The sequence below is a fragment of the Burkholderia crassaminum genome, assembly GCF_964265005.1.
Lineage (GTDB): Bacteria > Pseudomonadota > Gammaproteobacteria > Burkholderiales > Burkholderiaceae > Burkholderia.
Window position 1 is genome coordinate 2,315,317 of record NZ_OZ183799.1, and the last position, 11,884, is coordinate 2,327,200.

At 66.9% G+C, this 11,884-nt stretch carries 13 protein-coding genes; 5 read left to right on the forward strand and 8 right to left on the reverse strand.

Going from position 1 to position 11,884, the window contains the following annotated elements; all coding sequences use genetic code 11:
* Positions 1 to 124: 124 nt before the first annotated feature.
* Complete coding sequence (locus ACPTTF_RS10645; protein WP_006490213.1) at positions 125 to 1,054, forward strand: LysR substrate-binding domain-containing protein; 930 nt, start codon at positions 125 to 127, stop codon at positions 1,052 to 1,054.
* Between the two features lie 152 nt (positions 1,055 to 1,206).
* Here the strand turns inward: ACPTTF_RS10645 and ACPTTF_RS10650 are convergent, their stop codons facing one another.
* Positions 1,207 to 2,619 (reverse strand): 8-oxoguanine deaminase, encoded by a 1,413-nt coding sequence (locus ACPTTF_RS10650; protein ID WP_423371147.1) that lies wholly within the window; start codon positions 2,617 to 2,619, stop codon positions 1,207 to 1,209.
* A gap of 512 nt (positions 2,620 to 3,131) precedes the next feature.
* Between ACPTTF_RS10650 and uraH the strand changes: the two genes are divergently transcribed.
* Positions 3,132 to 3,485 (forward strand): hydroxyisourate hydrolase, encoded by a 354-nt coding sequence (gene uraH / locus ACPTTF_RS10655; protein WP_166959890.1) that lies wholly within the window; start codon positions 3,132 to 3,134, stop codon positions 3,483 to 3,485.
* Between the two features lie 52 nt (positions 3,486 to 3,537).
* Positions 3,538 to 4,731: a urate hydroxylase PuuD gene (locus ACPTTF_RS10660; protein ID WP_423371148.1), complete on the forward strand. Its 1,194-nt coding sequence runs from the start codon at positions 3,538 to 3,540 to the stop codon at positions 4,729 to 4,731.
* A gap of 100 nt (positions 4,732 to 4,831) precedes the next feature.
* On the opposite strand, the gene ACPTTF_RS10665 is transcribed toward ACPTTF_RS10660, so the two are convergent.
* Positions 4,832 to 5,242: an ACT domain-containing protein gene (locus ACPTTF_RS10665; protein WP_166959896.1), complete on the reverse strand. Its 411-nt coding sequence runs from the start codon at positions 5,240 to 5,242 to the stop codon at positions 4,832 to 4,834.
* Positions 5,243 to 5,314: 72 nt separating this feature from the next.
* Complete coding sequence (locus tag ACPTTF_RS10670; RefSeq protein ID WP_166959898.1) at positions 5,315 to 6,235, reverse strand: LysR substrate-binding domain-containing protein; 921 nt, start codon at positions 6,233 to 6,235, stop codon at positions 5,315 to 5,317.
* A 134-nt stretch (positions 6,236 to 6,369) separates the two neighbouring features.
* Between ACPTTF_RS10670 and ACPTTF_RS10675 the strand changes: the two genes are divergently transcribed.
* A complete protein-coding gene (locus tag ACPTTF_RS10675) occupies positions 6,370 to 7,185 on the forward strand; it encodes an aminotransferase class IV family protein (RefSeq protein WP_423371149.1) in 816 nt (271 codons plus the stop codon).
* A 26-nt stretch (positions 7,186 to 7,211) separates the two neighbouring features.
* Here ACPTTF_RS10675 and ACPTTF_RS10680 read toward each other — a convergent pair whose 3' ends face one another.
* Positions 7,212 to 7,616 (reverse strand): RidA family protein, encoded by a 405-nt coding sequence (locus ACPTTF_RS10680; protein WP_166959904.1) that lies wholly within the window; start codon positions 7,614 to 7,616, stop codon positions 7,212 to 7,214.
* A 153-nt stretch (positions 7,617 to 7,769) separates the two neighbouring features.
* On the opposite strand from ACPTTF_RS10680, the gene ACPTTF_RS10685 reads away from it, so the two are divergent.
* Entirely contained in the window at positions 7,770 to 8,735 is a 966-nt protein-coding gene (locus ACPTTF_RS10685) for a LysR substrate-binding domain-containing protein (RefSeq protein ID WP_423371150.1), read from the forward strand.
* An 81-nt stretch (positions 8,736 to 8,816) separates the two neighbouring features.
* Here ACPTTF_RS10685 and ACPTTF_RS10690 read toward each other — a convergent pair whose 3' ends face one another.
* The 4 genes from ACPTTF_RS10690 to puuE form a co-directional block, all read right to left on the reverse strand.
* Entirely contained in the window at positions 8,817 to 9,329 is a 513-nt protein-coding gene (locus ACPTTF_RS10690; RefSeq protein WP_423371151.1) for an ureidoglycolate lyase, read from the reverse strand.
* Positions 9,326 to 10,339, reverse strand: a complete 1,014-nt coding sequence (gene alc / locus ACPTTF_RS10695) for an allantoicase (protein WP_423371152.1) — start codon at positions 10,337 to 10,339, stop codon at positions 9,326 to 9,328. Before alc ends, ACPTTF_RS10690 begins: the two co-directional genes overlap by 4 nt.
* Before the next feature lie 62 nt (positions 10,340 to 10,401).
* On the reverse strand, positions 10,402 to 10,923 hold the full coding sequence (gene uraD, locus ACPTTF_RS10700) for a 2-oxo-4-hydroxy-4-carboxy-5-ureidoimidazoline decarboxylase (RefSeq protein ID WP_423371153.1): 522 nt from the start codon (positions 10,921 to 10,923) through the stop codon (positions 10,402 to 10,404).
* Positions 10,920 to 11,873: an allantoinase PuuE gene (gene puuE, locus ACPTTF_RS10705; RefSeq protein WP_166959919.1), complete on the reverse strand. Its 954-nt coding sequence runs from the start codon at positions 11,871 to 11,873 to the stop codon at positions 10,920 to 10,922. The genes uraD and puuE overlap by 4 nt, the downstream gene beginning before the upstream one ends.
* Positions 11,874 to 11,884: the final 11 nt, after the last annotated feature.

Below are 11,884 nucleotides of genomic sequence, written 5' to 3' on the forward strand. Positions count from 1 at the left end.
TTGTCACGGCCCGGCCGGCGGACGCCTGCGGGTATCCATCTCTTGACGCTGGCCGCGCTTCATATTAAAAACGATATACCCCACCTACCCCTCGATCAGCCCAGCCATATAAACCGGAGATATCATGAGTCAGCAACGCGAGGCGATCGACACGTACCTCTTGCGCGTCTTGCACACCTTGTTGATGGAGCGCAGCGTCACGCGCGCGGCCGTCAAACTGAACCAGTCGCAACCGGCGATCAGCGCCGCGCTGCGACGCCTGCGCGACATCACCGGCGATCCGCTGCTGGTGCGCGGCAAATCCGGCATGGTGCCGACCGAATACGGGCTGCGCCTGCTCGAGCCCGTGCAGAACGCACTGCGTGAAATCGAGCGGATCAAGTTCCAGCAGCACAACTTCGACCCGGCCACGTCGATCCGCTGCTACCGGATCGGCTGCCCCGACTACCTGAACGTGCTGTTCGTGCCGACCGTCGTCGAGCGCTTCCGCCAGGCCGCGCCGAATGCGACGCTCGAGTTTCATTCGCTCGGCCCCGCGTTCGACTACGAGCTCGCGCTGGAAGACGGCAAGCTCGACATCGTCGTCGGCAACTGGCCCGAACCGCCCGAGCAGCTGCACCTGTCGAACCTGTTCGTCGACGAAATCGTCTGCCTGATGAGCAACACGCACCCGTTCGCAAAACGCGGCGGGCTCACGCTCGACCAGTACCTGAACGCGCCGCATCTCGCGCCGACGCCGTACTCGGTCGGCCAGCGCGGCGCGATCGACGTGCATCTCGCGCGCGAACGGCTCAAGCGTCACGTGGTCGTCACGCTGCCGTATTTCAACCTTGCGCCGTACGTGCTCGTGAAGTCCGACCTGATCTTCACGACGACGCGCCTGTTCGCCGATCACTACGCGAAGTTCCTGCCGCTGTCGGTCGTGCCGGCGCCGCTCGACTTCCCGCCGATGCAGTACTACCAGCTGTGGCACGAGCGCTGCCACTACTCCGACGAAGTGCGCTGGCTGCGCAGCCTCGTCGCCGAAGCCACCCGCACGCTGATCGAGCCGTAAGCGCGCACGACGCGCGCGCCGGCCACGCCGTTGCGGGGTGGCTGGCGTGGCCTCGTGTGGCCTCGTGTGGCCCGGTGTGACGTATCCCGGCCGCAGCCTCGGCCGCCGCGCACCCGCGGTGCGGCGCGCGGCGCAATCTCCACCTCGACGCGTCAGCGCGACGCCTCCACGAGTGTCTGCGCAAGCGCGTTATGACGCGCGATGACAGGCGGCAGATCGAGCGTGGCCAGCCGCCCTTCCCGCACCACCACCTTCCCGTTCACCACCGTGTACGCCGTCTGCGACGGCGCGCAGAACACGAGCGCCGCGACCGGATCGTGCAGCGCACCCGCGAACAGCGGCTGGCGCAGGTCGAACGCGGCGAAGTCGGCGGCCATGCCGGGCTTCAGCGCGCCGATATCGTCGCGGTTCAGCACCTTCGCGCCGCCGAGCGTCGCGATCTCGAGCGCTTCGCGCGCGGTCATTGCATCGGGCCCGAAACCGACCCGTTGCAGCAGCAGCGCCTGCCGCACTTCCGCGACCATCTGCGCGCCGTCGTTCGATGCCGAGCCGTCGACGCCCAGGCCGACCGGCACGCCCGCGAGACGCATCTTCTTCACCGGCGCGATGCCCGACGCGAGCCGCATGTTCGAGCACGGACAGTGCGCAACGCCCGTGCCGGTGCGCGCGAACAGGCTGATGCCCGCATCGTCGAGCTGCACGCAGTGCGCATGCCACACGTCGTGGCCGACCCAGCCGAGATCTTCCGCATATTCGGCGGGCGTCATCCCGAACTTCTCGCGGCTGTAGGCGATGTCGTTGACGTTCTCCGCGAGGTGCGTGTGCAGCGACACACCGTATTCGCGCGCGAGCACGGCCGCGTCGCGCATCAGCTCGCGGCTCACCGAGAACGGCGAGCACGGCGCGACGACCACGCGCAGCATCGCGTAACGGCCTTCGTCGTGATAGGTCTCGATCAGGCGCTGCGTGTCGCGCAGGATCTCGGGCTCGCGCTCGACGACCGAATCGGGCGGCAGCCCGCCGTCACGCTGGCCGACGCTCATCGAGCCGCGGCTCGCGTGAAAGCGCATGCCGATCCGCTGCGCGGCGCCGATGCTGTCGTCGAGGCGGCTGCCGTTCGGGTAGATGTACAGGTGGTCGCTCGACGTCGTGCAGCCCGACTGCAGCAGCTCGGCCATCGCGGTGAGCGTCGACACCTCGATCATCTCGGGCGTCAGGTGCGCCCAGATCCGGTACAGGTTCGTGAGCCAGCCGAACAGCTCGGCGTTCTGCGCCGCGGGCACCGCGCGCGTGAGGCTCTGGTACATGTGATGGTGCGTGTTCACGAGCCCCGGGATCACGAGGTGGCCGCGCAGGTCGAGCACTTCGTCGGCCGTGTCGGGCAGCTCGGCGGTCGGGCCGACCGCGACGATCCGGTTGTCTTCGATGTAGAGCCCCGCGTCGCGCAATTCGCGGCGCGTGTCGTCCATGGTCACGAGCACGTCGGCGTGCTTGACCAGCAGGGTTTTCGGGCGGGATGAGGAAGGGTTCGGCGCGCGTGCGCCAGCGTGCTGCTCGGGGTTCATGCGTTCTCCGCGTCGGTCTGCCCCCAGGGTCTGAATCCTGGAGGCGGTCACACAGCCGTTCGAACGCTGAATCGCGGCACGCTCCGGTGCCTGCGTCCGTTCGAACGCCCTGGCCCGGTTACCCGGCGTGCTCGCCGTCTTCGGGGTACGCGCGGGCCACAGGCCGACGCGCACGGCGGGAGGATCGCCCAAGCGCGCGCCGCACACAATGCGCGATCCGGAATACCGCGTTTCACGGTTTCGATATGGTACGCCGCGCGCAGGCCCGCGGCGCACCCGAAACGTACGCTCAAAGCCGTATCCGGCGGGCCGTCGACAGCCGCTCATGCGCGGCGCATTATCTTTGATATCGCGCCCGTATTTGCGCGGGGAACCTTTTTACAATGCCTGCACGGCGCTCGCTTCAATCTCGCCGACGGGTATGTAGCCACGTGACGTGGAGCCTCGATCCGCCGCACAGTCAATGGATCGAGTCGCCGCCGAACCTCGCATTCACACAAGGACAATTGCGAATGGGAAAGCTCACTACCCACGTACTCGATACGGCGCACGGTCGTCCCGGCGCCGCAATCAAGGTCGACCTCTACGCGCTGGACGGCGAATCGCGCCGCGCGATCAAGACCGTGCTGACCAATAGCGACGGCCGCTGCGACGAACCCCTGCTCGAAGGCGCCGCGCTCGCCGCCGGCGAATACGAACTCGTGTTCCATGCCGGCGACTACTTCGCGTCGATCGGCGTGAAGGTGCCCGAACCCCGTTTCGTCGACCGCGTCGTACTCCGCTTCGGCATCGCCGACACCGCTTCGCACTACCACGTGCCGCTGCTCGTGTCGCCGTGGTCGTACAGCACCTATCGCGGCAGCTGACATTCGAATCAGCGCCCACATCAAACAAACGATTTGAGTCTGGAGGAGTTTCATGGAAGGCTTCATCACCGACTGGCTGAACCTCGCGCTGCGATGGCTGCACGTCATCGTCGCCATTGCGTGGATCGGCGAGTCGTTCTATTTCGTCGCGCTCGACAACAGCCTGAAACCGCCGACCGACCCGAACCAGCGCAAGCGCGGTGTGTTCGGCGAGCTGTGGCACGTCCACGGCGGCGGTTTCTACAACATGCAGAAGTACACGGTCGCCCCGCCGGAAATGCCGGATGACCTGCACTGGTCGAAGTGGCCGTCGTACACGACCTGGCTGTCGGGCTTCTCGCTGTTCTTCGTGCTCTACCTGCTCGCGCCGAACACCTACCTGATCGACAAGAGCGTGCTCGACATGGGCCCGGTGGTTGCCGTCGCTTCGGCACTCGGCTTCCTCGCGGCCGGCTGGATCGTCTACGACTCGCTGTGCCGCGTCCTCGGCACCAACGATCGCGTGCTCGGCATCTGCGTCGGCATCTACGTGGTCGCGGCCGCCTACCTCGCGTGCCATATCTTCGCGGGCCGTGCCGCGTACCTGATCGTCGGCGCGATGCTCGCGACGATCATGTCCGCGAACGTGTTCTTCGTGATCATCCCCGGCCAGCGCAAGATGGTCGACAAGATGCTCAAGGGCGAAGAACCGAACCCGATCTACGGCAAGCGCGGCAAGCAGCGCTCGGTGCACAACACGTACTTCACGCTGCCGGTGGTGTTCGCGATGCTGTCGAACCACTATGCGATGACCTACACGAACAAGTTCAACTGGGTCGTGCTCGTGATGATCATGCTGGCTGGCGCGCTGATCCGCCAGTTCTTCGTGATGCGTCACCGCGGCAAGCAGCTGTGGTACCTGCCGATCGGTGGCGTCGCACTGCTGTCGGGCGCGCTGGTGTGGACGATGCCGAAGCCGGTCGCGCCGGAAGCGCAAGCGGCCAACGCACCGAAGATCGTGATCAACGACATCATGCCGGTCCTGCAGCAACGCTGCGTCGAGTGCCACTCGTCGAAGCCGACGCTGATGGGCAGCGCCCCCGCGGGCGTGATGTTCGACACGCCGGACGAAGTGTCGAAGAACGCGCAGCGTATCTACGAACAGGCCGTGCGCCTGAAGGCGATGCCGATCGGCAACGTCACGCACATGACCGACGACGAGCGGATGAAGCTCGCCGCCTGGTTCGAGGGTGGCGCGAACAAGTAAGCCGCCGTGCGCCGGGTGCGAATGCCTGGCGCAATCCTCTCCGTTCGCGGGCCCGGTGACGGGCCCGTTTTTTTTGCGTGCCCCGAATGCCCTTCGCGCGTCAGCCGCGCATCGCGTCGCGCTGGAGCGCGACGAGCGCATCGAGTGCGCGCGGGCCGTCGTCGAACGGCACGAAGATGTGATCGTGGTACGCGGCCGCCATCACATTGCAGCTGATGCCGGCCGCGCCGAGTGCCCGCGCGAACGCCGCCGTGAGGCCGACGGCCGCCAGGTCGGAATGCACGGTCAGCGTGATCCAGGCGGCACGGAACAACACGGGCCAGCCGCGACGTGCTGCCGTCTGCTCGTCGACGACGACCGTCAATCCCTCCGCTTCGCGGAACGTCGCGATTGCTTCGGATAACGATACGTCTGCATCGATCGGCAGCGAGACGAAGGCGAACGCGCCCGGGTGCAGTTCGGGCTGCATCGTGCTCAGCAGGATCGCGAGGTCGTTTTCAGGTTGGCTCATCGGAAGAACACGCCCGGAACCGGGCATCGTGCGGTGGAGATGCGGGCACGATAGCATGCGCCGGCGCCGCCGCTACGCACGCATCGTCGCGACTTCGTCCGCGAGCCAGTCGCGCAATGCGACGATGCGCGGATCGTCCTGCGTGCGCTCCGGATACACGACGTGATACGCAAGGCCCGGTGCCACCTCGACGTTCACGTCGAACAGCTGCACGACGCGCCCTTCCGCGAGATCGCGCGCGATCATGTGCGGCTCCGCAAGACCGACCGCCGTGCCGTCCGTCACGGCCTGCACGACGTGGCTCGAATCCGGAAACGACACACACCGGCTGTCGTCGAAACCGTCGACGCCGGCCGCGGTCATCCACGCCGACCACCGCGGCCACGTGACGCCATCGACTTCGCAGTCAACGTGGCAGAGCGTGTGGCGCAGCAGATCGCGCGGCTTGCGCAACGGCGGCCCGGCCGACAGCAAGGCCGGGCTGCAGACCGCGACGACCGACGTATCGAACAGGCGCCGAGCGCACGTGTCGCGATAGCGCCCGGTGCCGAAGCGGATCGCGACATCGACGTCGTCGTCGTCGAAATCGCGCAACCGGTCGGTGATGTCGAATGTCAGCTCTAACGCCGGATGCGCGGCCCTGAAACGCGGCAGGCGCGGCAGCAGCCAGTGCGTCGCAAAACGCGCGCCGAGCGACACGCGCAACTCCGTCTGCTCCCGCGCGATGCGCCGGGCCCGAGCCGTCGCGCGCTGCAGGCCCGCCAGCGCATCGGCGGCCGCGGCAGCCAGCACGACACCGGCCGGCGTCAGCCGGATGCTGCGGCTCGTGCGCACGAACAGGTCCATGGCGAGTTGCGCCTCGATCTCCTTGATCTGGTGACTGACGGCCGCCGGCGTCAGCCCGACCTCGTCGGCCGCCCGCGAGAAATTCAGGTGCCGCGCCGCCGCATCGAACGTCCTCAGCGCGCGCGTACCGGGCCACATGCGTTCCATCGATCTTCAAACCGGATTTGATGACCGTTCCAAAACTACTCGTTTTTCAAGACGTCATCAATCCGCAAACAATAGGTTTTCTTGAAGGTACTGCGAGCCGCCCCGCGCTCGCGACCGAACCCGGAGATCCGCCGATGACCGTTACCCCGTTCCCTTCCGTCGTCCAGCTCAACGGCGTAGCCGCCACCGCGGACGCACTCGCCGCGCTCGCGTTCGCGGGCCATGCGCATTTCACCGCGATGCAGGTGCGCGACGGCCGCGTGCGCGGCCTCGACCTGCATCTCACGCGGCTACGCGATGCGTCGAACGCGCTGTTCGGCCAGGCGCTGCCCGACGACCGGATTCGCGCGCTCCTGCGCACCGCGCTCGATCGCGCGCCGTCGGCGCTGTCGCTGACGGCGACCGTGCATGCGACCACGGGTGAATTCATCGCGCCGCGCGATGACGAAGCGCTCGACGTGCTGGTCCGCACCGCGGCGCCGTCGTCGGGGCCGGCGGGCCCGCTCGATCTCGCGCTGTTCGAATACGAGCGCGTGCTACCGGACATCAAGCACGTCGGCGAAGTCGCAAAGACGCACTTCCTGCGCCGCGCGATCGCGCAGGGTTTCGACGATGCGGCATTCGTCGATCGCCACGGGCGCATCAGCGAAGGCTCGATCTGGAATCTGGCGTTCTGGATCGGCGACGCGGTCGTGTGGCCGGTGGCGGGCATGCTCGGCGGCGTCACGATGCGCATCGCGCGCCGGCAACTGGCGCGCCTGGGCGTCGCGCAGCACGATCGCGAACTGACGCCGGCCGACCTGCCGTCGATGGCCGGCGCCGTCGTGATGAATTCGTGGACGCCGGGAATCGCCGTGCGCCGGTTCGGCACGGCCTCGCTGCCGGACTCGTCGTCATTCGTGGCCCTGCTGCATCGCGCGCATGAACAGGAGGTGCCCGTCGCGCCGTGACGCGCGGGCCCCGTGTCGGGCACGGCTCACCCGTCGACCGCCTCCGGCAGCCGCGCGATCGCCTTGATCTCGAACTGGAAGCCGTACAGCCAGGTCACGCCGACGGCGGTCAACGTCGGATGCGGTGCGTCGCCCCAGTATTCAGGGACGATCTCCCAGATCCGCTCGAACGTCGCTTCGGGATCGACGAGGAACACCGTCACGTCGACGACGTCGTCGAACGTGCAGCCGGCCGCGCGCAGCACCGCATTCAGGTTGTCGAACGCGCGGCGGACCTGCGCGCCCAGTTCCGGCTCGGGCGAGCCGTCCTCGCGGCTGCCGACCTGCCCGGACACGAACAGGAAACCGTTCGAGCGCACTGCCGGCGAATAGCGGTTGCGGTCATACAGCGCCTGGCGACCGGGCGGAAAAACTACGCTACGCTTTGCCATTCAACACCTCCATCAGTTTGCGGGGCAAAACCGCCCCTGTATCAACGATGGAAAGCACTTTATGGACCGTTGCGCGGCGGATAAACCGGCAACCTTGTCCAACACTGTTTGCGCTCTCCAAACAATGTCCGACCGACGCGGAGCCCTGACCTGATGGATCGATTCGACGCAATGCAGGCGTTCGCCCGCGTGGTGGAAGCCGGCAGCTTCACGAAGGCCGCCGAGACGCTGCACATGAGCCGCACCACCGTCACGCAACTGGTGCAGCAGCTGGAAGCGCGGCTGCGCGTGAAGCTGTTCAACCGCACGACGCGCAAGGTCGTCGTCACGGCCGACGGCGCCGCGTACTACGACCGCGTGGTGCGGCTGCTGGCCGACATGGACGACGCCGAAACGAGCCTGTCAGTTGCATCCGCATCGCCCCGCGGGCGGCTGCGCGTGGACGTGCCGAGCCCGTTCGCGCGCCTGATCCTGATCCCCGCGCTGCCCGCGTTCCATGCGCGCTATCCGGACATCCAGCTCGACATGGGCGTGAGCGACCGCGTCGTGGACGTGATCGGCGAGAACGTCGACTGCGTCGTGCGCGGCGGCGAACCGACCGACCGCTCGCTCGTCGCGCGGCAGGTCGGCGACCTGCGGCTCGGCGTGTACGCGTCGCCGGCCTATCTCGCGCGCGCCGGCACGCCGGCGCATCCGGACGAGCTGGAGGACACCCATCACCGGATCGTCGGGTTCCTGTGGGCGCGCACCGGCAAGGCGTTGCCGTTTGCGATGGCATGCGACGGCGAGCAGATCACCGTGCGCGGGCGCTACGTGCTGGCGGTCGACGACGGCAATGCGTACCTCGAGGCCGGCCTCGCCGGGCTGGGCATTCTGTGGCTGCCCGACTACATGGCCGACGCGTATCGCGCACGCGGCGAACTGGTGCCGCTGTTCGAACGATGGCAGCTCGAACCGATGCCGATGTACGTCGCGTTTCCGCCGAACCGGCACGTCAGTGCGAAGCTGCGCGTCTTCATCGACTGGGTCGCCGAGCTGATGGCGCGGCATGCGCCGGTCACGAACCGGCGCCGCGGCAACCACGGTTCGCGCAGCGCGCGCAAAACCGCGGCGACCTGACGCGCGCGGAGCGGGCCGCGCATAAAAAAACCCGCGCATCATGCGCGGGTTTCGACGGACGCTGGCTGAAACGCCGGTGACTCAAGCCGTCAGCGCGGTCAGCGCCTCGTCGGTGAGCCACAGCGATTCCTGCAGGTCCTGCTCGTTCAGGTTCAGGCCGTCGCCGCCGCGGTCGACGACGATGAAGTCGCTGACGCCACCGAGCGCGATCAGCGGGTGATGCCACACGCCCTTCGCGTAATTGACGCCCTGCCACCCGCTCGTCACGAACGCGCGGATCTTTGCCGGATCGAGATCGCCCGCGGGTGCCACGACGACGAGATACGGCTGGTGGTTCAGCGGCACGAAGGCCTGGCTGCCGAGCGGGTGCCGCTCCAGCATCTTCACTTCGAACGGCAGCGTACGCGGCTGGCCGCGGAACAGGTTGACGAGCGTGCGGCCGTCTTCATCGGTCACGTCGACTTTCGCGAGATCGTGAAAGCGGATCGTGGTGCCGAGGTTGATCGGGATCTGCTTCGCCCCTTCCGTTTCGATCACGTCGCCGAACGGCGCGAACGCTTCCTTGGTCAGCGGTTCGATGGCAAGCGTCTTCATTTGTCGAGCGTCCCCCACAAGCGCAGGCGCGACACGCCGCCGTCCGGAATGATGTTCAGTCGCACGTGCGTGACAGGGCCGAGCGACGCGATGCCTTGTTCGAAGTAGTGCTGCTTGTCCATCTGCAGCTTCTGTTCGCCGAGCAGCTCGGGCCAGAACATCGACTGCGTGATCAGCGAGCTGTCCGTGCCGCCCGAGACATACGCGGCCTGGATCGAGCAGCGATCCGGGTAGTTGCCCTTGAAGAACGCCGTGTCGACTTCGATCTTGCGGATCACGCCCGGCTGCGCGAGCGCGATGATCGCCCAGTCGTTGCCCGGTTCGCGGCGGCGGCGGGTTTCCCAGCCGTCGCCCATGTTCACGCCGCGGCCCGGCAGCAGCAGGTTCGACGCGACGCCGAAGTGCTGGTTGTTCGCGGCCACCACGTAACCGCCGTTTTCCATCGCCGCGAGATCGAACTGCTCGGTCGCGCTCGCGCCGGCCCAATCGAGCTGCGGCTGGCCGTACACGCGCAGGCGTGCAATGCCGCCATCCGGGTAGATGTTCACACGCAGGTGCGTGAAGGCACGCGCGTCACTCGCTTCAACATAGTGATGGCTGTTGCCCTGCAGCGTCGTCGACGGCACGATCTCGACCCACTCGGTCGCATGCGTCGGCGCGCCGTCGGCCACGAACGCGGCCTCGATCGACGCGGCCGGCGGGAAGTTGCCGGTGAAGTGGCTCGTGTCGATGTCGAAGCCCTTGATCACGCCCGGGCGCGCGAGCTTGACGATGCACCAGTCGTAGCCCGTCGTGCGCTTGCGGCGCGTTTCCCAGCCGTCCATCCACTTGCCGTGGTCGTCGTACTTGCCGGGGATGAAGACGGCCGGCTCGGGGTTCAGCATCCGGTCCTTCGGCGCGAAAAAATCGTCGCTGGCTTCGAGCGCCTGCGCACCGAGACGCGGGTCGGCAAGGTTCACGTAGCGCCGCGTGAAGTCGGGTGCGTTGGGATCGAGAAGCGGAACAGCCATGATGTTTCCTTGTTTCAGTGAGGCGATCAGGCCGCTGCGACGCAGCAGGCCGTATTGCGGTGTCAGGCGTCGATCAGGTCGTCGAGGCGGAAGCGTGCGATCCGGTAGATCTGGTCGAGGCTCGCGCGCAGTTCCTCGGTGCGCGAATGATTCACGCGCGACTCGAAGTTCGCGATGATGCCGTGCCGGTCATAACCGCGCACCGCGAGGATGAACGGGAAGCCGAACTTCTCGCGATACGTGCGGTTCAGCGTCAGCAGCTTGTCGAACTCGTCCTGCGTGCACTGGTCGAGGCCCGCGCCGCTCTGCTCGCGCGTCGACTCGGCCGTCAGCTCGCCGCGCACGGCAGCCTTGCCGGCCAGCTCCGGGTGAGCGTTGATCAGCGCGAGCTGGCGCACTTCGCCGCCCGTTTCCACTGCACCCGACATCGTCTCGTGCAACGCGTCGATGCTCGCGAACGGGCGCTTGCCCGCAGCGACCTCGGCCACCCACGGCGAATGTTCGAAGATCCCCGACAGCGCCGCGACAAATGCGCTCGGCGCCATCGTATTCAGTTGATTCAACGTGTAGCGCATCGCCTTCATGCTTTCCCTTCGTTCTGATGATTGGGCTGATACGGATGATGTTCACGCCAGTGACGCGCGATATCGACACGGCGCGTCACCCATACGCGATCGTGCTTCTCGATGTGATCGAGGAAACGCTGCAGCCCGCGGAACCGGCCCGGCCGGCCGAGCAACCGGCAGTGCATGCCGATCGACAGCATCTTCGGCGCTTCGTCGCCCTCCGCGTACAGCACGTCGAATGCGTCGCGCAGGTAGTCGAAGAAGTGATCGCCGGTGTTGAAGCCCTGCGGCGTCGCGAAGCGCATGTCGTTCGTGTCGAGCGTGTACGGCACGATCAGCTGCGGCGACGTCTTGCCGCCCGACACTGCGACGTCCATCCAGAACGGCAGGTCGTCGCCGTAGTTGTCGGAGTCGTACAGGAAACCGCCGTATTCCGCGACGAGGCGGTGCGTATTGGGACTGTCGCGGCCGGTGTACCAGCCGAGCGGGCGCTCGCCCGTCACGCGCTCGATCGCTTCCATCCCGAGGCGCATGTGCTCGGCCTCGAGTTCCGGCGACATGCTCTGGTAGTGGATCCAGCGCCAGCCGTGGCACGCGATTTCATGGCCCAGCTCGACGAACGCGCGCGCGAGGTCCGGGTGGCGTTCGATCGCCATGCCGACGCCGAATACCGTCAGCGGCATCCCGCGCTTCTCGAATTCGCGCAGGATGCGCCATACGCCGGCCCGCGAACCGTATTCGTAGATCGACTCCATGCTCATGTGGCGGTCGGGATACGCGGCCGCACCGACGATTTCGGACAGGAACTGCTCGGAGCCCGGATCGCCGTGCAGCACGCAGTTCTCGCCGCCCTCCTCGTAGTTCAGCACGAATTGCACGGCGACGCGGGCGCGCCCCGGCCAGTTCGCCTGAACGGGATGGCGGCCGTAGCCGATCAGGTCGCGAGGATAGTTGGGATCGAGTGACATGGGTTCGAAGT